25 protein-coding genes and 1 pseudogene are annotated in these 24,656 nt (G+C 41.9%); 20 read left to right on the forward strand and 6 right to left on the reverse strand.

Features of this window, described 5'->3' with window-relative positions; all coding sequences use genetic code 11:
• Nucleotides 1-44: 44 nt before the first annotated feature.
• The 3 genes from SSV_RS05200 to SSV_RS05210 all read right to left on the reverse strand — a co-directional run bounded on the left by SSV_RS05200 (nt 45) and on the right by SSV_RS05210 (nt 4,028).
• Nucleotides 45-1,430, reverse strand: a complete 1,386-nt coding sequence (locus tag SSV_RS05200) for an MATE family efflux transporter (protein WP_176693564.1) — start codon at nt 1,428-1,430, stop codon at nt 45-47.
• Between the two features lie 115 nt (nt 1,431-1,545).
• Complete coding sequence (locus SSV_RS05205) at nt 1,546-3,507, reverse strand: family 20 glycosylhydrolase (RefSeq protein WP_072073963.1); 1,962 nt, start codon at nt 3,505-3,507, stop codon at nt 1,546-1,548.
• An 83-nt stretch (nt 3,508-3,590) separates the two neighbouring features.
• Complete coding sequence (locus SSV_RS05210; RefSeq protein WP_072073964.1) at nt 3,591-4,028, reverse strand: DUF3284 domain-containing protein; 438 nt, start codon at nt 4,026-4,028, stop codon at nt 3,591-3,593.
• A gap of 371 nt (nt 4,029-4,399) precedes the next feature.
• Between SSV_RS05210 and SSV_RS05215 the strand changes: the two genes are divergently transcribed.
• From SSV_RS05215 to SSV_RS05230, 4 genes are read left to right on the forward strand one after another with little or no spacing between them, the layout of a single operon-like run.
• Nucleotides 4,400-4,732: a PTS sugar transporter subunit IIA gene (locus SSV_RS05215; protein WP_072073965.1), complete on the forward strand. Its 333-nt coding sequence runs from the start codon at nt 4,400-4,402 to the stop codon at nt 4,730-4,732.
• Nucleotides 4,729-5,019, forward strand: coding sequence for a PTS sugar transporter subunit IIB (locus SSV_RS05220; protein ID WP_002909758.1), 291 nt, complete (start codon nt 4,729-4,731; stop codon nt 5,017-5,019). Before SSV_RS05215 ends, SSV_RS05220 begins: the two co-directional genes overlap by 4 nt.
• 13 nt (nt 5,020-5,032) lie before the next feature.
• The gene (locus tag SSV_RS05225) at nt 5,033-6,340 is read left to right on the forward strand and encodes a PTS sugar transporter subunit IIC (RefSeq protein WP_072073966.1); all 1,308 of its coding nucleotides are present in this window, start codon (nt 5,033-5,035) and stop codon (nt 6,338-6,340) included.
• On the forward strand, nt 6,337-7,743 hold the full coding sequence (locus tag SSV_RS05230) for a glycoside hydrolase family 1 protein (RefSeq protein ID WP_176693565.1): 1,407 nt from the start codon (nt 6,337-6,339) through the stop codon (nt 7,741-7,743). Before SSV_RS05225 ends, SSV_RS05230 begins: the two co-directional genes overlap by 4 nt.
• 47 nt (nt 7,744-7,790) lie before the next feature.
• On the opposite strand, the gene SSV_RS05235 is transcribed toward SSV_RS05230, so the two are convergent.
• Nucleotides 7,791-7,991 (reverse strand): 4-oxalocrotonate tautomerase, encoded by a 201-nt coding sequence (locus tag SSV_RS05235; protein WP_223310287.1) that lies wholly within the window; start codon nt 7,989-7,991, stop codon nt 7,791-7,793.
• A gap of 105 nt (nt 7,992-8,096) precedes the next feature.
• Here SSV_RS05235 and SSV_RS05240 point away from each other — a divergent pair, with 105 nt between their 5' ends.
• The 9 genes from SSV_RS05240 to SSV_RS05280 all read left to right on the forward strand — a co-directional run bounded on the left by SSV_RS05240 (nt 8,097) and on the right by SSV_RS05280 (nt 16,309).
• On the forward strand, nt 8,097-8,669 hold the full coding sequence (locus tag SSV_RS05240; protein ID WP_002897586.1) for a thymidine kinase: 573 nt from the start codon (nt 8,097-8,099) through the stop codon (nt 8,667-8,669).
• A gap of 35 nt (nt 8,670-8,704) precedes the next feature.
• Nucleotides 8,705-9,784 carry a peptide chain release factor 1 gene (gene prfA, locus SSV_RS05245; protein ID WP_072073967.1) on the forward strand — a complete coding sequence of 360 codons (1,080 nt, stop codon included), beginning with the start codon at nt 8,705-8,707 and terminating at the stop codon, nt 9,782-9,784.
• Nucleotides 9,784-10,614, forward strand: a complete 831-nt coding sequence (gene prmC / locus SSV_RS05250) for a peptide chain release factor N(5)-glutamine methyltransferase (RefSeq protein WP_072073968.1) — start codon at nt 9,784-9,786, stop codon at nt 10,612-10,614. The genes prfA and prmC overlap by 1 nt, the downstream gene beginning before the upstream one ends.
• Complete coding sequence (locus SSV_RS05255) at nt 10,607-11,197, forward strand: L-threonylcarbamoyladenylate synthase (RefSeq protein WP_072073969.1); 591 nt, start codon at nt 10,607-10,609, stop codon at nt 11,195-11,197. The genes prmC and SSV_RS05255 overlap by 8 nt, the downstream gene beginning before the upstream one ends.
• A gap of 47 nt (nt 11,198-11,244) precedes the next feature.
• A complete protein-coding gene (glyA, locus tag SSV_RS05260) occupies nt 11,245-12,507 on the forward strand; it encodes a serine hydroxymethyltransferase (protein WP_072073970.1) in 1,263 nt (420 codons plus the stop codon).
• A 1-nt stretch (nt 12,508) separates the two neighbouring features.
• The gene (locus SSV_RS05265) at nt 12,509-13,483 is read left to right on the forward strand and encodes a nucleoid-associated protein (protein WP_002915230.1); all 975 of its coding nucleotides are present in this window, start codon (nt 12,509-12,511) and stop codon (nt 13,481-13,483) included.
• Nucleotides 13,483-14,085 carry a lysozyme family protein gene (locus SSV_RS05270; protein WP_002915229.1) on the forward strand — a complete coding sequence of 201 codons (603 nt, stop codon included), beginning with the start codon at nt 13,483-13,485 and terminating at the stop codon, nt 14,083-14,085. The genes SSV_RS05265 and SSV_RS05270 overlap by 1 nt, the downstream gene beginning before the upstream one ends.
• Nucleotides 14,086-14,199: 114 nt before the next feature.
• The gene (locus tag SSV_RS05275) at nt 14,200-15,054 is read left to right on the forward strand and encodes an alpha/beta hydrolase (protein ID WP_072073971.1); all 855 of its coding nucleotides are present in this window, start codon (nt 14,200-14,202) and stop codon (nt 15,052-15,054) included.
• A gap of 274 nt (nt 15,055-15,328) precedes the next feature.
• A complete protein-coding gene (locus SSV_RS05280; RefSeq protein ID WP_072073972.1) occupies nt 15,329-16,309 on the forward strand; it encodes a DUF1002 domain-containing protein in 981 nt (326 codons plus the stop codon).
• Nucleotides 16,310-16,381: 72 nt separating this feature from the next.
• Here SSV_RS05280 and guaA read toward each other — a convergent pair whose 3' ends face one another.
• Complete coding sequence (guaA, locus tag SSV_RS05285) at nt 16,382-17,944, reverse strand: glutamine-hydrolyzing GMP synthase (RefSeq protein ID WP_072073973.1); 1,563 nt, start codon at nt 17,942-17,944, stop codon at nt 16,382-16,384.
• Nucleotides 17,945-18,267: 323 nt separating this feature from the next.
• Between guaA and SSV_RS05295 the strand changes: the two genes are divergently transcribed.
• The 7 genes and pseudogenes from SSV_RS05295 to xerS all read left to right on the forward strand — a co-directional run bounded on the left by SSV_RS05295 (nt 18,268) and on the right by xerS (nt 23,896).
• A complete protein-coding gene (locus SSV_RS05295; RefSeq protein WP_004191301.1) occupies nt 18,268-18,966 on the forward strand; it encodes a GntR family transcriptional regulator in 699 nt (232 codons plus the stop codon).
• Nucleotides 18,967-19,118: 152 nt separating this feature from the next.
• Nucleotides 19,119-19,451: a putative DNA-binding protein gene (locus SSV_RS05300; protein ID WP_032907526.1), complete on the forward strand. Its 333-nt coding sequence runs from the start codon at nt 19,119-19,121 to the stop codon at nt 19,449-19,451.
• Between the two features lie 2 nt (nt 19,452-19,453).
• Nucleotides 19,454-19,669 carry a 2-oxoglutarate:acceptor oxidoreductase gene (locus tag SSV_RS05305; RefSeq protein ID WP_072073974.1) on the forward strand — a complete coding sequence of 72 codons (216 nt, stop codon included), beginning with the start codon at nt 19,454-19,456 and terminating at the stop codon, nt 19,667-19,669.
• A gap of 28 nt (nt 19,670-19,697) precedes the next feature.
• A complete protein-coding gene (gene ffh / locus SSV_RS05310; RefSeq protein ID WP_049547722.1) occupies nt 19,698-21,272 on the forward strand; it encodes a signal recognition particle protein in 1,575 nt (524 codons plus the stop codon).
• 78 nt (nt 21,273-21,350) lie between these two features.
• A complete protein-coding gene (locus tag SSV_RS05315) occupies nt 21,351-22,151 on the forward strand; it encodes an alpha/beta hydrolase (RefSeq protein WP_072073975.1) in 801 nt (266 codons plus the stop codon).
• Between the two features lie 55 nt (nt 22,152-22,206).
• Nucleotides 22,207-22,647, forward strand: a pseudogene (locus SSV_RS05320) (MepB family protein).
• A gap of 178 nt (nt 22,648-22,825) precedes the next feature.
• Nucleotides 22,826-23,896 (forward strand): tyrosine recombinase XerS, encoded by a 1,071-nt coding sequence (gene xerS, locus SSV_RS05325; protein WP_072073976.1) that lies wholly within the window; start codon nt 22,826-22,828, stop codon nt 23,894-23,896.
• A gap of 91 nt (nt 23,897-23,987) precedes the next feature.
• On the opposite strand, the gene SSV_RS05330 is transcribed toward xerS, so the two are convergent.
• On the reverse strand, nt 23,988-24,626 hold the full coding sequence (locus SSV_RS05330) for a hypothetical protein (RefSeq protein WP_072073977.1): 639 nt from the start codon (nt 24,624-24,626) through the stop codon (nt 23,988-23,990).
• Nucleotides 24,627-24,656: the final 30 nt, after the last annotated feature.

The raw sequence follows: 24,656 nt of genomic DNA on the forward strand, positions 1-24,656 counted from the left end.
TATATTTCCGATTTCTGTGGTAATGTTGTGATTTAGATGCTTTTTTACATGTGCTCTTGCACAAGATTATGCAGCCATTTTCCTGAGAAGACACGAGGGATTCCCCAGATTGGCTTGAGAATGTCTTCGCCATTTATCACAAGAAAGATTAGCCAAATGGGAGCCTGTAGACCAACCAGAGCATAGCCAAGTGGAATGCTGAAGAGCCAGACAGGTAAAATATCTAGCAGGCAGGCATAGTTGGTATCGCCTCCGCTACGTAAAATCCCGACGATTAAAACAACACTAAAAGCTTTTGGGATAAACAACAGGGCATTTAATTGAATCATCAAGATGGTTAGCTGCTCTGTCTGATTGCTTAAGTTGTAGAGTTTCAGGGCTAAGGGAATTGCCCAGATGAGTAGGACGCTGACGATGAGCCCGATGAGAGGTAGTAGAAGTAAGAAGCGCTTGGCTTCTTGTAAGGCTTTTTCTACTTGATTCTCTCCGATGGTATTGCCTAGTATAACAGCTACGGCATTTCCTGCACCACGCACAAAGACAAAACCAATTTGAGCAATGGCGCTAGCAATCTGGGTAGAGGCCACCACTTCAGTACCTAGTAGCCCGATGATGGCCAATCCAATTGATGTTCCAAGAGACCAAGCGCCTTCATTGAAGACGACTGGCAAGGTTTTTTTCAAAAATTGATAAATAAAGTCTTTGTGGAAGGCAAAGAGTTCAGCTATGCTAGCGGCTCCAGCCATCCTTGTTCGATAGACACCAAATACTAACAAGCAAAGCTCTAGCAATCGAGCAATAAAGGTGGCAATAGCAGCACCAACCAGTCCAAGTTTAGGAAATCCAATCAGTCCAAAAATAAGGACGGCATTGCCAATGATATTGGTCGCCATGGATAGTAGACTAGCAAGAGTTGGCAAGAAAACTTCGTTACTACAGCGACACATGGTGGCTAATGAGGTTGTGATAGCTGTCATCAGGTAGGTCCAGGAGACGATAGATAGGTACTGGGCACCCAACTGAATAGCTTCGGTATCATGAATATAAAAGCCAATCAGTTGCTTGGGAAAAAGTAAAGCGACTAAAGTAAAGGAAGCGGAGATGAGCCCGCTCAGCATATAGACCAATCCCAAGGTTTTTCTCATATCAGCAATTCGCTGGGCTCCCCAGTATTGGGCCATGAAGACAGAAGCTCCGCTACCAATACCAAATTGTACAATAGTCAAGAGGAAGAAAATCTGGTTGGCAGCGCCAGCAGCTGCGATTTGTTTTTCCCCTAGCTGGCCAATCATGACAACATCAGCTAGATTGACAGCGCTGGCCAGTAGAAATTGAAGAGAAAAGGGTAGGCTGAGACGTAAGAATTGTTTCAGAAATGTTTTCTTTTCACTCACTGTCTCACCTCCCTTCGTTTCAAATAGGATAAGCAATCAGTATGTCCAGTAAGCCGATGTCTAGAAATTTGATGTTCTTTTTGAATTGGATGCTTCTGATTCCTCATAAACTTCGATCTTTCTACCTGATAGCTTGAACTAAGCCTCAAGTTTAGTGATAATAGACAATTTGATCAACAAAAATTTGATAATCTTTGTCAGCTTCTGTTTGAACTGCTACATTCTTCAATTCCTTTTCAGGATAAGGGTTTTGAATAGGAAATGCGAAGAAAGTTTGCTGCTCTTTTTGATAAGGTTTGGTTCTAAGCGAGACTTCAAATAATTGCTCATCTACTTTATAGATAGGTTCACCAGGTAAAGGGTTGGTATTGGTAGTTCGATCCCATTCAACACTTGTTTTGCCAATGTTTTCTCCAAAGATAATGGGAACAGTGAACTCGGTTTGATCAGCATAGGTCAGTAGGATATTTCCGATTTGATAGGTTTCCATTTCAGGGAAGACACCGTCCACAAACCATTGGTATTCCACAAAATAGTCAGTAGCATAGCCAATTTCAATCCAGCTAGGCTGCGCGAGTGGTTCAAGGCTGCGCGAGTGGTTTTGCAGGTCAGGATAGTGGTAATGGAAGAGATATGATAAGGTTTTATCACGGATTGTCGCATAGTCTTCATCACGATAGTCATGATTCCAAAACATCTCGTAAGCATAGGCCAAGCCGAAGAAAATGACATTTCTCTGCAAGATTACCTCATTTAAGGTGCTCCAGTTGGAGATGATAGCCCCCTTGCTCCCCTTCTTCAAATGTTCAGCCCAATGCGGAAAGAGATAGCCTTCAAAATTACCATAACGGATGCTAAAGCCTTCTTCCAAAACTTCATCTTCCAGTTTTTCATCCAAACTCCAGAGCCAATGGAGAATCTCGACATCTTTGGGAATCTGATGAATAGCCTGCCAGGTTGCCGGCATGATGCCAACTTTTGTGCCTGTATCCTTTTTGAACTGGGGGGTGTACATGATGATTTCTGCTCCACCAAAAGGCCCTGCATCAGGAACGATAGCATTTTTCAGTAACTTGTCTCCCCAAATCATGGTTCGGACATTTTTCTGCTTGAGGTGGTCATAAATCTTGATAATGTCCTCTGCAAAGATGTCTGCTCCAGCCTTCCCTTTGCAGCGGTCACACATGGCAATTGAATAGTATTCATCATGCCCGATATTGATGACTTCAGGTTCAAAGACATCAATGATTTCATCCAGAACATCAAAGAGGAGTTCATAAGAGGCAGGATTTGATGGGCAGTAAGTGTCCGGATAAGGATCTTCAGGGATTTCTGCGATTTCAGGGTGGCCAAGCATCAGGTAGTCACAGTGGCCAAGAGAGGGTACCTCAGGAATCACTTCAAAAAATCGTTCCTTACAGTAGAGGACCAGATCTTTAACATCATTTTGACTTAGAAACTCCCCATCACCATTTTCCATGTGAATGGCATTCTTGTACCAAGGGAAGGTATAGTCTTGGATTTCTTTGGTCTTGCCAGAGTATTCAGCCATATCAGCACAATATTTAATCCACTCCTGGTTAATTTCAGGGTGTTTTTTATATTCCATAGCACCGCCGATTTCAATCATGAGAGTATTGTACTTGAAGAAAGCAAGCATGTCCACAAATTGCTTGAAGAAATCCATATTCTTACGAGACGGTAAAAAGACCTTGAGGCCCCGCTCAGAACAGACAGGTTCGTCATAGACCAAGCCATAAGGCAAGTAGCCATCCTGTAACATTTGAATAATTGAAATTGCCCCATAAAATAAGCCACGTTTGGACAAGGCATAAACGAAAATACCGTCTTCAGTAATCTTTACGATGTGCGCTTCAGTATTGGATGGATAGGGAAGTGAAAAGGACTGCATGACCTCTTGTCCGACTTCTCGGGAAATCCCTTCTATGAAATGAATGGCAGAGAAAGCTAGTTGTCCATTATTTCTTGCTCTTGGATGAGCCAGTAAGGTGTCGGTCAAAATAGGCAACGGGCTAAATATTTTAGTTTCTTTAGTGAAATAGCGACCGCTGTTTTCTTGTTTCCAATATTGAGGTGTGATGCCTTGTTTCATAATCTACTCCTTGAACTATCTGAATATCTGCTAGTCATAAAAAATCTGGGCGCAGAAAAGAAGGTATGGATCGGACTTGCCTTTTACTGAGTTTTCGCCTTTCTAGCCTTCTCGATTTCCCCTTGAATCTTATAAAGATTTTCCGAAAGGCGACCAAAGTAGAGAAGCTCTCCCATCCACTTGATGAGCTTGCTTTTTGAATTTTTTGTCAATTTATTTTGTTCTTGTTCTAGCGTAACCTCAAGCCCTTTTGAGCAAGGCTTGGTCTTGTAGGAAGTAATCGTTTTTTCACTGTGGGACGATATTTGAATGACGTAGGTTTCATGGCGACGATAGTCCAGAATCTCATAATCAGTCTTGGTATAGACATTGTCTGACAATTTTGAGTAACGAAGTCCTTTCTTTAACCTATCTATCTTTTTTGTTTGATCGTCAGCTTGATTGATTTGATTCAGAAACTCGTTTTCCAAGAAGTCATAAAATTCATCTGAAGTGACTTGGAGTTCTCTAATAATCTTCATAAATTAAGTATATAATAAGCCCTTGTGGAAAGTAACCCCTTTAGGGAAATGAGACGGTTTTTAGAGCTTTTTAATACTCTTTAGCTTTGTGTTATACATTATCATAAAAAACGATTATTTTTTATACACTAATTTTACGATAGGTTTTAAAATATATTAAGGGAACTATTTAAAAATAGCGAGTGCCAGTGGTAAAGCACGCAAGAAACTATTGCTGTAAATTTTTTATAACAAATTGAGTATGAATGGCATTTGAAAATGGATACACTAAGCTAGAAAACTGTATATTAAGAAAATATAAACGCTTTTGACAGTGGAATAGCGCTATAGTAAACTGTGGGTAAGAAGTCAAATTGAAAGGAGGAGTTTGTATGGAAGAATGGAATAGTTCAGCGGAGATTATTGCCATGTCCTTAATTGCCAATTCTGGTGAAGCCCGATCCTTAGCTTTTGAAGCACTTAAAAAAGCAAAACTTGCAGAATTTGATGCAGCTAAGGAATTAATGGATGAGGCAAATAGTGTAATTTTAAAGGCCCATCATTCCCAAACAGATTTATTGCAGGAAGAAGCACAAGGAAACGGTCATCAGTTGAGTATATTGCTTGTTCATGCACAAGATCATTTTATGACGAGTCTCTTGGCCATTGACCTTATCACCGAGATGATTGAGCTGTATTCCAATAGAGAAGGAGAAAGACAATGAAAATCTTATTAATATGTGCAGCCGGAATGTCCACGAGCATCCTGATGAAAAAAATGGAGCAATATGCAAATGACCAAGGTATTGACCTCGATATAAAAGCGGTCGGATTGATGGACTATCAAGATTATGCTCAGGACTATGACGTAATTTTATTAGGTCCTCAGGTTTCTTATAAACTTGATTCTGTCAAAGAGACAGTTTCAAAACCTGTTGCCACCATTCCAGCTATGGATTATGCAATGGGAGATTGTAAGAATATCTTTCAATTAATTAAAGCAATATCTTAAGGAGGTTTTTCTGATGGAAAAATTCTTTAACAGTAAATTCATGACCAAACTTCAGGAAATTGGTTATAAACTGGCCAACAATGTGTTTATACAGTCTTTACAAGCTGGATTGGGCTCTCTCTTGGGATTGATTACCGTAGGTTCCTTATTTCAAGTCTTAGCTGCAATTGGAAATGAAACTGCTCTAGGTTGGTTCAAAACAGGGGATGCAGTGTATAATACATTGACCTTGCCTTTCCGTTATTCAATGGATTTTATTTCTATCTGGGTTGCTATCTTCTTTGCTTATCATTATGCTAAGAATTTGAAATTGAAATCCCCTATTATGGCAGCTGTTGATACAGCCGTTACTTTCATGCTTGTGGCAGGAGCTTTTGTTGATACTGAAGAATTCTCCGGTCTGCAATTAGACTATCTCGGCTCACAAGGTATGTTTATCAGCTTCTTTATTGTCTTTGTTGTCGTACAGATTGAAAAATTCTGTTATGAAAAAGATATTAAAATAAAGATGCCAGATGTTGTGCCGCAGTTCCTGCAAGATAGTTTCGGCTCTATTCTGCCGGTATTCTTTTCCATCACTCTCTTCCTCTTGCTGAATGTTGGAATTGGAGCATTGACAGCAGGAGCTTATAATGTTCCGTCTGGTTTTATGTCTCTCTTGCGTGCACCGCTTGGCGCTGTATCATCTGTTCCAGGTATTGTGATGCTTTGTATGTTAGCGCTGATTCTTTGGTGCTTCGGTATTCATGGTACCCTCATCATTATTCCAATCATTTCTCCGCTTGGGATTCAAGCGGCAACAACCAATGCTGCTCTTCATGCGAACGGTCAGCCAATGCAATTCTTCCCAGTCTTACTCTACACTTCCATGGCTTTAGTTGGTGGCACAGGGAATACCTGGGCCCTGGTCCTGATGGGCTTACGATCAAAATCTAAACAAATCAGTGCCGTGTCTAAGATTTCTCTCATTCCTGGATGGTTTGGTATCAATGAGCCGGTAACATTTGGTATGCCAATTATGTTCAACCCTATTCTATGTATCCCTTATGTACTCAACGTGCCTATTATGATGATTTTGACTTATTTTGCTTATAAAACAGGCTTTATCATTCCAGCTTGGATTGTTGTCAGCGCTCAGTTGCCAATGGGCTTTAGTAACTATCTAACCACTCTTCGTTGGCAAAACTTTGTTTGGGACTATATCTTGATTTTACCAGCTATGTTGATCTACTATCCATTCTTCAAAAAATACGAAGAGCAATTGGTTAAGCAAGAAGCTGAAATGGAAGCTCTAGAAGCTAAAGGAGGTGCAGCAGCTTGATTGATGTGACAAAATTTTCCAGAGACTTTCTCTGGGGATCGGCTTCAGCAGCCTATCAAGTTGAAGGAGCTTGGGATGAAGATGGTAAGAGTCTGTCTATCTGGGACATCTTTGTTCGCCAGCCTAATAGGACCTTTAAAAACACTACAGGCGACGTGGCAGTGGACCATTACCATCACTATAAAGAAGATGTTGAACTGATGGCCGAAATGGGCCTAAAAGCTTATCGATTTTCTATTGCATGGACCCGTATTTTGCCCGAGGGACGAGGAGAGGTCAACCAGAAAGGGATTGAATTTTATTCAAATCTGATTGATGAGCTTCTCAAATATAATATTGAACCCATTATCACAATCTATCACTGGGATTTGCCTCAAGTACTGCAAGATGAGTACGGCGGTTGGGAATCCAGAAAGATAATCGACGATTTCCTGTATTATGCAGAGATTCTCTTCAAAAACTTTGGAGATCGAGTGAAATATTGGATTGGACTCAATGAGCAAAATGTCTTTGTTGGACTAGGTTATCGGGATGGTCGTTTTCCACCAGGAATCAAAAATATTCAGTTAATGCACCAGGTGAATCACATTGTCAACTTGGCTAATGCAACGATTATCAAACGATTCCATGATTTAAAAATAAAAGGTCAAATCGGTCCAAGCTTTGCTTTTCCTGTCCTCTATGCTCTGGATAATCAGCCAGAAAATGTTCTAGCCATGGAGAAATCTTTGGATGTCAATGTTTGGTACTGGATGGATGCTTATCTATTGGGACGTTATCCAAAGACAGCCTTAGCTTATCTGAAAAATCAATTCGATATAGAATTAGATATTCGAGAAGGGGATTTAGAGATTTTAAAAGCTGGTCGTCCAGATTTCGTAGGCGTCAACTATTACCAATCCCATACTTTTGCTGCTAATGTACCGAATGCTGAAGCTGGAGAGCCGGACCAGTTTAAGCATGTGCCAAACGAACACTTAGAGCGTACTAGCTGGGAGTGGGAAATAGATCCAATTGGTTTGCGAATTGCTTTACGGCGGATTACCAGTAGATATGACATTCCGATTATGATAACTGAAAATGGGCTAGGAGAGTATGATACCTTAACGGAAGATAGAAAGATACATGACCCATATCGGATTGAATATCTTGATAAGCATATTACAGCTGTACAAGACGCCATAGAAGATGGTTGCCAAGTCATCGGCTATTGTACATGGTCTTTCACAGATTTACTTTCATGGCTCAACGGCTATGGCAAGCGTTATGGATTTGTTTATGTAGACCGTGATGAGGAAGAAGGAGGCAGTCTAGAGCGGATTCGAAAAGATAGTTTTTATTGGTATCAAAAATTAATTAAAGAATTTGAGAGCAAAAGAGATAACAGTAGGACTCATTCATAGAAAAAAGCCAGCAGTTTATAGGGATATAAACTGCCGGCTTTTCTTTTTTATTTTTCCCGCATTTGACCTTGTGGGAAGTAGGTTCCTTCTGGCATGTCGTTAATGATGACATGGACAGCAGACTGAGGTGCGCCAGTATTTCTGACAACAGCTTCAGTTACTTCCTTGGCAAGAGCTTTTTTCTGCTCCAGAGTACGGCCTTCAAATAAATCAATTCGAACAAATGGCATATTTTCTGCCTCCTTTATTTCTTTATCATTATTTTATCATAAATGAGGTTTTAAAGAGTAGTGAATTATGGTAAAATAATGTGAAGTAAAAATGGAGATAGTGAATTAGCAAAGATTTAAATTATGGCTCAGTTATACTACAAATATGGCACGATGAATTCGGGCAAGACCATTGAAATTTTAAAAGTGGCTCACAATTATGAAGAACAAGGCAAGAGCGTAGTCATCATGACCTCAGCGGTTGATACCCGTGATGGTTTTGGTGTCGTTTCTAGTCGTATCGGCATGAAACGAAATGCCATAGCTATTGAAGACCAGACCGATATTTTTGGCTATATCCAGCAGCTGCCTGAAAAACCTTATTGCGTTTTGATTGATGAGGCTCAATTCTTGAAACGCCATCATGTCTATGATTTGGCTAGAGTGGTGGATGAGCTAGATGTTCCGGTTATGGCTTTTGGTCTGAAAAATGATTTTCGCAATGAACTCTTTGAAGGATCCAAGCATCTCTTGCTCTTGGCTGACAAGATTGAGGAGATTAAAACCATTTGCCAATATTGCTCTCGTAAGGCTACCATGGTTTTACGGACTGATAACGGAAAGCCGGTTTATGACGGAGAGCAAATCAAAATTGGTGGGCACGAGACCTATATCTCAGTCTGCCGCAAGCACTATTTTAACCCCGACATTAAGTAATCCGACGATAGAAAAAAGGAGATGATGAAAAATCTATGAACATCTATGAACAGTTACAAGCAGTTGAAGATCGCTATGAAGAACTTGGTGAACTCCTAAGCGACCCTGATGTAGTCAGCGATACCAAGCGTTTTATGGAGCTTTCTAAGGAAGAAGCCAGCACCCGCGATACAGTGACAGCTTACCGTGAGTATAAAAAAGTTCTGCAAAACATCACAGACGCTGAAGAAATGATAAAAGACTCCTCTGGTGATGCTGACTTGGAAGAAATGGCTAAGCAAGAGCTTAAAGATGCCAAGGTTGAAAAAGAGGAATACGAAGAAAAACTAAAAATCCTCCTTTTACCTAAGGATCCAAACGATGATAAGAATATCATTTTGGAAATCCGCGGAGCTGCAGGAGGAGACGAAGCGCAGTTGTTTGCAGGAGACCTCTTGCAGATGTATCAAAAATATGCTGAAAGCCAAGGCTGGCGCTTCGAAGTCATGGAGGCTTCTTATAATGGTGTAGGCGGGATCAAGGAAGTGGTCGCTATGGTCTCAGGTCAGTCGGTCTACTCAAAGCTTAAGTATGAATCTGGCGCTCACCGCGTACAGCGGGTTCCTGTAACCGAAAGCCAAGGACGCGTTCATACCTCGACGGCAACTGTCTTGGTGATGCCTGAAATCGAAGAAGTAGAATACGACATTGATCCTAAAGATCTGCGGGTGGACATCTACCATGCTTCAGGTGCCGGCGGTCAGAACGTCAATAAGGTTGCGACTGCTGTTCGAATCGTTCATCTGCCAACCAATATTAAGGTCGAAATGCAGGAAGAGCGTACTCAGCAGAAGAACCGGGATAAGGCTATGAAAATCATACGAGCTCGCGTAGCAGACCACTTTGCTCAAATCGCTCAAGATGAGCAAGATGCAGAGCGCAAGTCTACGATTGGTACTGGTGATCGCTCGGAGCGGATTCGCACCTATAACTTCCCGCAAAACCGGGTGACAGACCACCGTATCGGATTGACTCTGCAAAAGCTGGACACGATTTTAGCTGGCAAACTGGATGAAGTCGTTGACGCTCTGGTTCTCTATGACCAAACGCAAAAACTAGAAGAGCTGAATAAATAATGATACTAGCTCAATATTTGGCTGAGCTAGAGCAGGATCTGTTAGTAGCGGGAGAAGAGGCAGAAAGCCTTTCTTTCGCTTATCGGGCTCTCAATAAGCTTTCCTTTACCGACTTTGTTCTCAAACTTCGGACAGAAGTCAGCCAGAAAGACCGTAAACAGCTAAAAGCAATCCAAGAGCAGCTGCTTGCTCATAAGCCGGCTCAGTATATCATTGGCAGCAGTAACTTTCATGGCCTGGCTCTAAAGGTTGATGAGCGGGTTCTAATTCCTAGGCCTGAGACGGAGGAGCTGGTGGAGCTGATTTTGTCAGAAAATCCTGAAAGTTCTCTGTCTGTCTTGGATATCGGAACGGGTAGCGGAGCCATTGCTCTGGCACTGGCAAACAGCCGTCCAGACTGGCAGATTACTGCTTCTGACCTTTCGGAAGACGCTCTTTCCCTGGCAGCAGAAAACGCTCAGTCCTGCGGATTCAGCCTCACTTTTATCCAATCTGATTGCTTGGATGCAATTCAAGGAAAATTTGATATCATCGTTTCCAACCCGCCCTATATTTCAGAAGCGGATAAGGACGAAGTCGGACTTAACGTTCTGACCTCAGAGCCTCACATGGCCCTCTTCGCAGAAGAGGATGGCTATGCCGTCTATCGGAAAATAGCCGAGCAGGCAGGAGACTATCTGATAAAAAAAGGAAAAATCTATCTGGAAATTGGATACAAGCAAGGAGACGGTGTCAGGGAGTTGCTGGAAAAAAACTTCCCTCAAAAACGAATCCGAGTCCTGAAAGATCAATTTGGCAAAGATAGAATGGTGGCGGTTGACAATGGATAAGATAGAAAAGACTCTGGCAGCAGGCGGAGCAGTTGTCCTGCCCACCGAAACTGTTTATGGCCTCTTTGCCCAGGCTTTGAATGAAGAGGCGGTTGAGCGAGTCTATGAATTAAAACGAAGACCCCGTGACAAGGCTCTTAATCTCAATGTGGCTAGCTTGGAAGAGATTTATGCTTTTTCTAAGAATCAGCCCAGTTATCTGAATCAACTCTATCAAACCTTTCTGCCTGGACCGCTGACTATTATCCTTCAAGCCAATGACCGAGTGCCAACTTGGATAAACTCAGGTATGGAAACCGTGGGTTTTCGGATTCCTAAGCATCCAGTTACGCTGGACTTGATTCGGAAGTACGGTCCCTTGATTGGTCCATCCGCCAATCTTTCTGGAAAAGCTAGTGGAACTTCTTTCCAGCAGATTATGATGGATTTTCAAGAGGAGGTCTCGGGTGTAGAGGATGATGACTCTTTGACCGGTCAGGATTCAACTATTCTGGACTTGTCTGGAGAAAAGGCTCTTATTTTACGCCAAGGGGCAATCACTCGCGAGGATATTCTCGCCCAAGTAAATGATATAAAATTTTAACTTTTAGGACCTAAGGTCCTATTTTCGCAAAAGAAGGGAGACACCTTATGATTTTTGACCAAGAAGACTACAAAGCATTTGACCCAGAGATTTGGGAAGCAGTTGCTAAAGAAGAAGAACGTCAGCAGCATAATATTGAGCTGATTGCTTCAGAAAATGTCGTTTCTAAAGCTGTCATGGCTGCTCAAGGTTCTATTTTGACCAATAAGTACGCTGAAGGTTACCCAGGTCGCCGTTACTATGGTGGGACTGATGTAGTGGATGTGATTGAAAGTTTGGCAATTGAACGCGCCAAGGAAATCTTTGGTGCTAAGTTTGCCAATGTGCAACCTCACTCAGGCAGCCAGGCAAATTGTGCTGCTTATATGGCTTTGATTGAGCCAGGTGATACAGTTATGGGTATGGATTTGTCTGCGGGTGGTCACTTGACTCATGGTGCATCAGTCAGCTTCTCTGGTCAGACCTACAATTTTGTATCCTATAGCGTTGATCCTGAAACAGAATTACTGGATTTTGATGCTATCCTCCAGCAAGCCAAAGAGGTTCAGCCTAAGCTAATTGTGGCGGGGGCTTCAGCTTACTCTCATATCATTGACTTTTCAAAATTCCGTGAAATCGCTGATGCGGTAGGTGCCAAGCTTATGGTAGATATGGCTCACATCGCTGGATTGGTCGCGGCAGGTCTCCATCCTAGCCCAGTGCCTTATGCAGATATCACAACAACAACGACCCACAAGACCTTGCGTGGACCTCGAGGTGGCTTGATTTTGACCAATGATGAGGAATTGGCTAAGAAAATTAACTCAGCTATCTTCCCAGGCATTCAAGGCGGACCATTGGAGCATGTCATTGCAGCTAAGGCTGTGGCTTTTAAAGAAGTGCTTGACCCAGCTTTCAAGGTTTATGCTCAGCAGATTTTGGACAATGCCCAAGCCATGGCCCAAGTCTTCCGTCAGCATGATAAGTTCCGTGTGATTTCTGACCGTACTGAAAATCATCTTTTCTTGGTTGATGTCACTAAGGTTGTAGAAAATGGGAAAGTCGCTCAAAATCTCTTGGATGAAGTCAATATTACCCTTAATAAAAACTCCATCCCTTACGAAACTTTGTCACCATTTAAGACTAGCGGAATTCGTATCGGTACAGCAGCTATTGCAGCTCGAGGCTTTGGTGTAACAGAAAGTATCAAGGTAGCCGAGCTTATTATCAAGGCTCTGGAAAATGCTGAAAACGAAGCGGTGCTGAATCAAGTGCGAGCAGAAGTTCGCGAATTGACGGACGCTTTTCCACTCTATGAGGGCTTGAACTAAGATGGATATTTACGTAAAAAAAGCGATTATTCATCAATTCAGCCCAGCTGATACCGAACTGCTGCTAGCGGATAAATTTCTCAACATTACTCCCAAGATTGAAGAATACCTGCGCAAGAAGATTGAACGGGTCTATTCTGACGATGCTAAAACAGGTGTTTTCGATCCCGAAAACGTCTTTTTAGCCCAGCTTTCAGACGACTTACTGGAAACATCAGTGACAGTGGCCAAGCTTTGGCAGGAGGAGTTTTCAGTCAGTGAAAACCAGAAAACCAACGATCTGATTTTTGTCCAGTTTGACAAAGAAGGTGTGGAGCACTTCGCTTTTCTGCGGATTGCTCTGCGGGAAACCCTAACCCACTTGGGTGGTGAGGTGGACAATCCTATCAAGCTGACGCAGAACAATCTGCCTGGCTTTGGTACGGGTGCAGACGAGGCTTTGGTCATCAATCTCAAGTCTCGCAAGTACCATCTGATTGAAAAACGCATCAAGTATAACGGCGCCTTTCTCAATTATATGTCAGACAATCTCTTGCAGGTCAATCCGACAATCTCAGCCAAGAAATCAATCAAAGCGCTTGAGAAGACAGCTCAGAAGGTTGCCGAAAGTTTTAACAAAGACGATTTTCAGTTTCAGTCCAAGGTCAAATCCAGTATCTTCAAAAATCTGGAAGAAAATGACGAACTATCGCCTGAGAAGTTGGCCGATGATCTTTTTGACAGCAATTTGACTGCCCGACTTACCTTTATTGACCAAGTCAAGGAAGCCATTCCTGAGCCAGTTAAGTTTGATGAGATTGACAGCAGCCGCCAGAAGAAAAAGTTCGAAAATCAGAAACTCTCCCTTTCAAACGGAATCGAGCTCATCGTTCCCAATAATATCTATCAGGACGCAGAGTCGGTAGAATTTATCCAGAATGACAATGGGACCTATTCCATTTTGATTAAGAACATCGAGGATATCCAAAATAAATAATGTTTAAATTTCTAAGAAGACTGATTTTAGTCCTTTTCGTGCTCTTTGCTGGCTATAAGATTTATCAGGTTCATCATGATGTCAAGCAGGTCATGAAGTATCAGACTTTGGTCAGAGAAGTGCTTGATGAGCAGGACACAGCGGCCAATGAAGAATTGGTATTGGCCATGATTTATACAGAAACCAAGGGGAAAGATACTGATGTCATGCAGTCCAGTGAAAGTGCAACTGGTCAGACCAATGCCATTACGGACAACAAAGAAAGTATTCGCCAGGGAGTTCAAACCCTGTCTGATAACCTAGAGTTAGCCAGCGAGAAAAAGGTGGACGTTTGGACAGCAGTACAAGCCTATAATTTTGGTCAGGCCTATATCGACTACGTCGCTAAAAACGGTGGTGAAAATACGCTGGAGCTGGCTAAGAAATATTCAAAAGATGTAGTAGCGCCAAGCTTAGGAAATGTAACTGGCAAGACCTACGGCTACTATAACCTGATTTCAATTTTCCACGGGCCAGAACTCTATATCAACGGCGGTAATTATTATTATTCTCGTCAGGTCAAGATGAACATGCACATCATGCGCCTCTTAAAATGGTTTTAGAAAGAAGTTTTCAAGCTTCTTTCTTTTTTGATAGTGGAGTAATAATCCAGATATTTGTAACCACGATCGATACATGGTATAATTTTGTACATCTATCATAAAAAGGAATGAAAAATGAACAAGAAACTCGGTTTTAAGCTCCTCATTCTGGTTTTAGTGACAATTGCCGGTCTAACAGCTTTTTACAACCATAAAGAAGCCACTAGCCTCAATACAAAACAATATGTGCAGTCAACAACGCCGACCTTGTTTTTCCATGGTTTTGGATCCAGCTCTAACGCTGAAAATCATATGACAGAGGCAGCCAAAAAAGCTGGAGTTACTCAGACAATTATCACGGCAAATGTCAGTAAAAATGAGCAAGTAAGCTTATTAGGCGAGATACCGAAAGGTGCTATCAATCCCATTATTAAGGTAAACTATGAAGATAACCGCAATACTGACTACGCTCAAGACGGAAAATATGCAGCAGCTGTGATTCGCAAGCTACAAGAGACTTATGGCTTTGATAAGATGAATCTAGTAGGCCATTCGATGGGGAATATGTCCATCCTCTTTTATATGTTGGAGAACGGTCAGGATGAAAAGCTGCCCGAGCTGCAAAAGCAGGTCAATATTGCCAACCATGTTAATGGTCTGCAAGGAAGGGACTTGCCTGAAGATTTGACAATTCTAGACGACCAAACTGGCCAGCCTAGTGCTATGAGCCAGACTTATCAAAAACTACTGGGATTACGAGAAATCTATCCGCAAGAGCAAGTAGATGTTCTGAACATTTATGGTGATTTTAAAAATGAATCCGACGGTTCTGTCCTCAATATTTCTTCTCGCAGCCTCAAATATCTCCTGGTTGAGAATGCCAAATCTTACCAGGAAAAGAAAATCACAGGTCAGTTGGCTCAGCACAGCCAATTGCATGAGAATCCAGAAGTAGACGAATTACTGATTGACTTCCTTTGGAAAAAGTAGGAAAGAGCAGTTACTGGCAAGCAAATCCAGTGACTGTTTTTTCTTTGAACTTCTTTGAGAAATGTTGTAAAATGTATCTATTATCTCAAGCCCTCAATGGATGAGATAATAATAACTCCATCATTGCAGCAACTTAACTGAAGCACTCTAAACATCAAAAGGAGCGGAAATCACAAGCTCAAGAAACAGAAATTCGAGACAATCAGAAAGAAGTTTGCTCTATAAAAAGCTATAGAATTTGGGAAACTATAGCGGGAGGAAAAGAGGAAAGAATATGAAATTCAAAAAAACTTTAATGACAGCAGGAGCCTTGCTGGCTACTCTGTTTACTGTATCGACCGCAGCTGCCGATTCAAATGTTCAGAAAGTCATTGATGAGACTTACGTGCAGCCAGAGTATGTGCTGGGTTACTCCTTGGATGAGAGCCAAAAACAGCAGACCTTGCAGATGCTGGGCTACAATTCATCCAGCGACAGTAAGCCGCTTAAAACCATGACGCCTGAAGTCTATTCAAAAATCATGGATGTTGCTAACGACCCTAGCCTGCAGCTTTATTCTTCTGTAAAAATCCAGAAGTTAGGCAGCAATAAGCCATTAGAGGTCAAAATTGTCACTCCGCAAAACATCACTAAGGTTACTGAAGATATGTATCGCAATGCGGCTGTTACTCTGGGTGTCAAGCACGCGCAGATTACCGTTGCGGCACCGATTCCGGTAACAGGTGAGAGCGCTTTGGCAGGGATTTACTACTCTCTAGAGGATAACGGTGCGACTATTCCTCAGGAAAATAAAAACCTAGCGCAGGAAGAACTGGCTGCCCTTTCTGGTATCAATGCTGAAAATACAGGTAAGGAAGGCTATGACGCGGACAAGCTCAACGTGGCTCTGGCTGATATCAAAGCGGCTATCGCCAATGCTAAGAAGAACAACAGCAATCTGACAACAGATGATGTCCGTAAGATTGTTGAAGAAACCTTGAAAAACTATGGACTGACTCAGTCAGTAACTAGCGACCAAATCAACCTCATCGTGAATTTCGCTATCAATCTTTCAAACAGCGGAGTCATTACAGATTCTGACTTTACAAAGACACTTAGTGACTTGAAAGATAGCATTGTTTCAAAGGCAGGAGATACTTTTAACAATATTAACCTTAACTTTGATGCAAACGGCCTCCTTCAAGAAGGCGGTAATTTCTTTTCTAATATCTGGAATGCCATTGTCAACTTCTTTAAAGGATTATTTGGCGGTTAATTTCAAGATTATGTAAAACAAGGCTGGGACATTTTAGTCCTAGCCTTGTTTGTTTTTAATAAGATTTGCTTTTTACTCCCATTCTACAGTTGCAGGTGGTTTGCTGGTGATATCATAGACGATGCGGTTGACATGGTCTACTTCATTAACGATACGAACAGAAATCTTTTGCAGAATATCCCAAGGAATCTTGGCAAAGTCAGCTGTCATACCATCGATAGAAGTGATAGCGCGAATCGCAATTGTGTAGTCGTAAGTCCGGCCGTCTCCCATGACCCCAACAGATCGGACGCCAGTATTAACAGTAAAGTATTGCCAGATGTCGCGGTCAAGACCAGCTTTTGCAATTTCTTCGCGGAGAATAGCATCGGATTCGCGGACGGTTTCCAATTTTTCTTCGGTAATTTCTCCCATGACACGAATGGCGAGTCCTGGTCCTGGGAATGGCTGTCGCCAGACAATTTCATCAGGCATACCAAGCTCTGTACCCAAAGCACGAACTTCGTCCTTATAAAGTGTGTTCAACGGCTCAATCAGCTCAAACTGCATGTCTTCCGGCAGACCACCAACGTTATGGTGAGACTTGATAGTCTGAGCGGTGTCAGTTCCGGACTCGATAACGTCTGTATAGAGAGTCCCTTGAGCCAAAAATTTCACATCTTTCAGTTTGCTGGCTTCGTCGTCAAAGACATAGACAAACTCGTTTCCGATGATTTTACGTTTTTGCTCTGGATCAGAAACACCAGCTAGTTTATCAAGGAAACGTTTAGCTGCGTCTGCCTTGACGATATTCAAACCAAATTTGCCGCCAAGCATATCCATGACCTGGTCAGCTTCACCTTTACGCAAAAGACCATGATCCACAAAGATACAGATTAGTTGATCACCGATTGCTTTCTGCAAGAGAACACCGACAACAGAAGAGTCTACACCACCAGAAAGTCCCAACAGCACCTTTTTGTCACCAACGGTTTGGCGGATTTTTTGAATTTCCATGTCAATGAAGTTATCCATAGACCAGTCGCCTTTGGCTCCACAAATATTCAGAGCAAAGTTGCGCAGGATATCGTAGCCAAACTCCGAATGACGAACCTCAGGGTGGAACTGAATGCCGTAGATTTTCTTAGCAGGATTTTCAATCGCCGCAAAAGGACAGTCAGCAGAAGTACCAGTACGGACAAAGTCAGCAGGAATCTCTGTTACTGCATCTCCGTGGCTCATAAGAACTAGCTGGCTTTCAGGTGTTCCCTTGAAAAGGCTGGAGTTAGCGGTATGTGACAGAGTTGACTGACCATATTCACGATTTCCAGCATGACCAGCAGGGACAACCTTGCCGCCCAGCTTGTGAGTCAAAAGCTGCATACCATAGCAGATCCCCAAAATCGGGATGCTCAACTCGAAAATTTCTGGGTCAATATCAAAGGAGCCGTCTTCATATACAGAATTTGGACCGCCGGAAAGGATAATCCCGACAGGCTGGATAGCACGGACTTCGTCAGCGGTAATCTTGTGGCTCTTGAGCTCAGAAAAAACACCGATTTCACGAATGCGGCGTGAAATCAGCTGGTTGTACTGGCTTCCGTAATCAAGCACGATGATCTTTTCGACATCTTGCAATTCAGTTCTAGTAGTCATCTGTTCCCTTTCTTAAAAGAAGTAATCTTTTCCCCTCATTTTATCACAAAAAAGGAATTTTTCCAAGGTAATAAGGAGTAAGTGTGATGAAAAAACGAATATGAGACTTTAGTTTGCTATTATCGTTTGTTTAGACCGACTTGTCATGGACGCCAATGCTATCTCTGACTAAAATTAAATAAACAAGCTCTTAAAATGTTGATCTTTTTTGACAAAACAACTGAATTCGTGAGAAAAGCCTCCGCTCTTCAATATTTAGTTTGACATTTGAAGTATTTGGTACTAAAATAAAGGGAGGTACCAAATAAGAAAGAAGAGCCGACATGTTACCCGCATATATTAAAATTCATGATCAGATTAAGAAAGACATCGACGATGCCGTTTGGGAGATTGGGGAGCGCCTGCCCAGCGAGCGAGATCTAGCCGAAACTTTTAAAGTTAGTCGTATGACCCTGCGTCAGGCTATTACACTCTTGGTTGAGGAGGGAGTGCTGGAGCGTCGAGTCGGTAGCGGAACCTTCGTAGCCAGCACACGTGTTCAGGAAAAAATGCGCGGCACTACCAGCTTCACAGAAATCATGAAAGCACAAGGTAAAACACCATCCAGCCAGCTCATTTCTTATCGACGTACTCTGCCAAGTGAGCAGGAAGTGGTGAAGCTAGGCATCCACAAGACGGAAAATGTCATTCGGATGGAGCGGGTTCGCTACGCTGACGATTTGCCGGTGGTTTACGAGGTGGCTTCAATTCCAGAGAAGTTCATTAAGAATTTTAAAAAAGAAGAGGTGACCAGTCATTTCTTCCAGACCTTGCAGGAACATGGCTATAAGATCGGCAAGTCTCAGCAGACTATTTATGCTCGGTTGGCTAAGGAAAAAATCGCCAATTACCTTGATATTCCCCGCGGCCATGCCATCTTAGGACTGACTCAGATTTCTTACTTTGATGACGGAACAGCTTTTGAATATGTAAAAAGCCAATATGTTGGCGATCGTTTTGAATTTTATTTGGAAAACAATTAATTATTGCAAAACTCTTAGTTATCACTAAGAGTTTTTAACTTGTCTTTTACTCAGCAGAAAAAGTTGATTGAAGTTTTGCAATCTCATATTTCGAGTGTTTATTTCCCTTGTCAGACTAGAGTTTATCATGCTTTTCTGGTATAATGTTTCTTATGGAAATTGAAAAAACAAACCGAATGAATGCTCTCTTTGAGTTTTATGCGGCGCTTTTGACTGACAAGCAGATGAACTATATTGAACTCTACTATGCAGATGATTACAGTCTGGCGGAGATTGCCGAGGAGTTTGGTGTTAGCCGTCAGGCCGTTTATGATAATATCAAACGGACAGAGAAGATTCTGGAAGACTATGAGAAAAAGCTGCACATGTACTCGGACTACATTGTCAGAAGTCAGATATTTGACCAGATTACAGAGAAATACCCTGACGACAGCTATCTTCAGGAGCAGATCGGGATTCTGTCTGGTATTGACAACCGAGAGTGACCATGGCTAAACAAGTTATCTACAAGGGAATGTCTTGCTGGCTGTTAGAGTTGGAAGAACCTTTTCCTGCTAGGGTACAACTCATCTCCCCTGACGATCTTTCTAAGGCAATGCAAGAAGGCTTCAGCTGCTGGGGCTACCCTAATGAGATTATGAAAGAAGTCTCTGCCGAGGAATTTGCTTGTTTAACACGTTTTGGAAAATTTCCACTGAATTGATTGAAATAGAAACTAGGAGAAATAAAAAATGGCATTTGAAAGTTTAACGGAACGTTTGCAGAACGTCTTTAAAAATCTGCGCAGAAAAGGAAAAATCTCAGAGAGTGATGTCCAGGAAGCAACCAAAGAGATTCGTCTGGCTCTTTTAGAAGCCGACGTTGCCCTGCCAGTTGTCAAAGACTTTATAAAGAAAGTCCGTGAGCGCGCTGTCGGCCATGAGGTTATCGATACCCTCAATCCAGCGCAACAGATTATCAAGATTGTTGACGAAGAGCTAACAACTATCCTGGGTTCTGATACTGCTGAGATTATCAAGTCACCAAAGATTCCGACTATTATCATGATGGTTGGTCTGCAAGGGGCTGGTAAGACTACCTTTGCCGGAAAGCTTGCTAATAAGCTCAAGAAAGAAGAAAAAGCTCGTCCGCTCATGATTGCGGCGGATATTTACCGTCCAGCGGCAATTGATCAGCTGAAAACACTTGGACAGCAAATTGATGTACCTGTCTTTGCTTTGGGTACAGAAGTTCCAGCTGTTGAGATTGTCCGTCAAGGTTTGGAGCAGGCAAAAGCCAACCACAATGACTATGTCCTGATTGATACGGCTGGGCGTCTTCAGATTGACGAAAAGCTCATGCAGGAGCTGTCAGATGTCAAAGCGCTGGCTAATCCGAATGAAATCCTCTTGGTTGTCGATGCCATGATTGGTCAGGAAGCGGCTAATGTCGCTCGAGAATTTAACAGTCAACTGGAGGTGACCGGGGTTATCCTGACTAAGATTGATGGTGATACTCGTGGTGGTGCAGCCCTGTCTGTCCGTCAGATTACTGGGAAGCCTATTAAATTTACTGGTACCGGTGAAAAAATCACTGACATCGAAACCTTCCACCCAGACCGCATGTCTAGCCGGATTCTAGGCATGGGGGACATGCTGACTCTGATAGAAAAAGCCTCTCAAGAATACGATGAGAAAAAATCGCTTGAAATGGCTGAAAAGATGCGGGAAAACACCTTTGATTTCAATGATTTCATTGATCAGCTGGATCAGGTACAAGGCATGGGACCTATGGAAGATTTGCTCAAGCTGATCCCAGGTATGGCCAATAATCCTGCCCTCAAGAATATCAAAGTGGATGAGAAAGAAATTGCCCGCAAGCGCGCCATCGTATCCTCTATGACACCAGCTGAGCGGGAAAATCCTGACTTGCTGAGTCCTAGCCGTCGCCGTCGGATTGCCAATGGTTCAGGTAACAGTTTCGTTGATGTCAATAAATTTATCAAAGACTTCAATCAAGCTAAGCAGATGATGCAGGGCGTTCTGTCAGGCGATATGAGCAAGATGATGAAGCAAATGGGGCTCAATCCAAACAATATGCCTAAGAACATGCCTGGTGGCGGAGGAATGCCCGACATGTCAGCTCTGGAAGGCATGATGGGCCAAGGCGGTATGCCAGATATGTCAGGCTTAGGAGGAGCCGGCATGCCGGATATGAGCCAAATGTTTGGTGGCGGTCTTAAGGGTAAGGCTGGAGAGTTCCTGATGCGCCGCAGCATGAACAAGATGGCCAAGCAAATGAAGAAAAACAAGAAGAAGCGGAAGTAATAACAAAAAAACAAGTCGCATAACTAAGTTCTATGTGGCTTGTTTTTGGAAACATCAGATTCAGATACGGAGACTAGAATGAAGCCTTTTTTGACTCGATTGATTCATCGACTTGCTAAAACCTTTCAAAAATTATTGAATAAGCTGCCTTCCCACCCTATTTCTCATCTACCTGCCAGCAAGGTCAAAATACGTCCTATTATCATGATTCCAGGTAGTTCGGCGACTGAGAATCGTTTTAATCGAATGGTTAAAAAACTCAATCGCAATCAACATCCGCGTCATAGTCTGGTCCGTATTAAAGTCTGGAATGACGGACATATGACTTATCGTGGGCATTTGAAGCGCAAGGACAAAAATCCTATTTTTGTGGTTGGCTTTCAAAATAATCGCGATGGTTATGAAAATATCAAGCAGCAGGCGGCCATGTTTGACGCTGCCTTGACTGTCTTGCGAGAGAAGTACTCTTTTAACAGCTTCAAGGCGTTGGGGCATTCTAACGGTGGTCTGATTTATACAGTATTCCTACAGCAATACCTTGCAAACCATTCTGAGCTAGAAATGGAAAAGCTCCTGACTATTGGCAGTCCTTATAATCTGAACAAGAAAAATCTCAATCATCGAGTTGCGATGTTAGATGACTTTGTAGCCAACCAGGAAAAACTGCCTAAGAAGCTTCAGCATTTGTCGATTTTGGGAATCTTTTTCCGAGATGGAGACGGAATTGTCCATAAAAGCAGTGTAGCAGCTGGAAGTTTGATTTATAAAGGAAAGATTGCTTCACACAGAGAGATCGTCATCGTAGGCAAGGATGCTCATCATTCCTCTCTGCCACAAAATGAACAGGTAGTTGATTTGATTAGGGAGTTTTTATTCTAGTAATTATTTTACATAATTTAATTTTAGTAAAAATTAGAAAGGCAATAAAACAACAATGAAAATGACAGACATTCTTAGATGTTATGGCGACTTCGATCTGATAAATGAAAAATGGAATGAAGACTATGAAAGCATTTTAATTAAGCCAAAGGATAATCAAGAATATAAAAGATGCCGTTTGGCAAAGAAAACACCCAAAAAAGAAGGCTACTTTACAGTCTTTTGAAAAAAAGACCAAGACAACAAGAATATTCCTTATACTGATAGAGACTTGGGTGATGAACTGGTTATTGTCGTTATCGACGACTGTCATTGCGGTTTATTTATTATTCCCAAAGAGGTAGCTATCAGTAACAAAATTCTTTCTACAAAGGATTGTAAAGGAAAAATGGCTATGCGGTTTTATCCGTCCTGGTGCACAAATTTAAATAAAACAGCTAGGGCAACACAAAAATGGCAACTGGATTATTTTCAAAAAATCGAATTAGAAGAATAAGTTTTAGGTAAAACAAGACAGAGTTTAGCTTCTCAATTCTGTCTTGTTTTTATTATTTGTTTTGTAGTAAAGTCAGATTTCTTACTTCCCTCTATAATCTTTCCGAAAAACTATAATTTTCTTGAAAAATATATCTAGATATGCTATACTACTATTAAAGAAAAAACGGAGAAATATGATGAGACGTGAACTGTTGTTAGAAAGAATTGATAAACTCAAGGCTACTATGCCCTGGTACATTTTAGAATATTACCAGTCTAAGCTGGCGGTGCCTTATAGTTTTACAACCTTATACGAATATCTCAAAGAATATGATCGCTTTTTTAACTGGGTGCTAGAATCTGGTATCACAGATGCTTCGCATATTGCTGAGATCCCTCTCTCGGTCTTGGAAAATATGACCAAGAAAGACATGGAGGCTTTCATTCTGTATCTGCGGGAGCGTCCGCTTCTAAACGCTAATACGACCCAAAACGGTGTTTCCCAGACAACCATCAACCGGACTCTTTCAGCTTTGTCCAGCTTATACAAATATTTAACGGAGGAAGTGGAAAACGAGCAGGGTGAGCCCTACTTCTATCGAAATGTGATGAAGAAGGTTGCTACTAAGAAGAAAAAGGAAACTCTGGCTGCTCGTGCAGAGAATATTAAGCAGAAGCTCTTTTTAGGAGATGAGACAGAAGAATTCCTCCAGTATATTGATACGGAGTACCCTAAGAAGCTCTCTAATCGCGCTCTGTCTTCTTTTAACAAGAACAAAGAACGTGATCTAGCCATCATTGCCTTGCTGCTAGCCTCTGGTATTCGTCTATCTGAAGCCGTTAATTTGGACCTGAAAGACATCAATCTCAAAATTATGGTCATTGAAGTGACAAGAAAAGGTGGTAAAAGAGACTCTGTCAATGTTGCTGCTTTTGCTAAGCCCTATTTAGAAGACTATCTGAGTATTCGAAGCAAACGATACAAGGCAGAAAAGACTGATACAGCCTTCTTTTTAACTGAATATCGTGGCATCCCTAATCGAATCGATGCTTCCAGTGTCGAAAAAATGGTAGCTAAGTATTCTGAGGACTTCAAGGTGCGAGTTACTCCTCACAAACTCCGCCACACTCTTGCCACACGTTTATACGATGCAACCAAATCTCAAGTTCTTGTCAGTCATCAGCTAGGGCATGCTAGCACTCAGGTAACAGACCTCTACACCCACATTGTCAATGATGAGCAAAAGAATGCTTTAGATAAATTATAAAATTACATAATTTAAGATATGTTTAAGATATGTATTGAATGATAACAATAAAATAGCGAAACAACACTGATAGATGTTTCGCTATTTTATCTTATAAAAATTCAATCCAGTAATTCCGATGCGGTTCAACAATTAGCGATTTGCCCCAGAAGTGCTTGAGATGTTCTAGATTTGCTGCTGTGACAGGTCGATTTTTAGAGTTGTACTTTTCAGCGCTTTCTCTAGTTAGGAAGCATTTGACCGCTTCGTAGGATCCTTCTGCTGTCTCTCTATTCAATCCTTCGAAGCTAATTTCATCTCCTTGATGAGGATTATCCATGAAGAGTTTTCCGATAAAATAGACCGTTTTACTCTTCATCAGATCGTAAGCCTTGATATTCTCTATTCGATTATTAGCTGCTGCAAACATGATACAAAAGCTGTCTACAAGATCCTTCAAGGGCATCAGGTCTTCTTTGGGAACGAGGATATCTACCATGTAGAGTCCGCCAATGACAAGGTTTTGGAAAGAAGGTTGCTGAATAACATTATCTAACGCCATGCCAAGCGGCAATTCCACGGCTTGATAGCCTGATTTTTCAAATTCTTCTTTCTTTTTCTCATAATCTTCTGAAGATATGCTAACATAAAAATTGTCTGGATTAGGAGATGGTTTTTTCTTCAGAAAAGCTACAACTGTGCGGTCCAACTGCTCAAATAGACCAAGGCTTTCTACTGGGACTTTCTGCATCAAGACACCTCTTTCTCTGATTACCTATCA

The sequence above is a fragment of the Streptococcus sanguinis genome (genome assembly GCF_001078705.1).
In the GTDB taxonomy this organism is placed as follows: Bacteria; Bacillota; Bacilli; order Lactobacillales; family Streptococcaceae; genus Streptococcus; species Streptococcus sanguinis_D.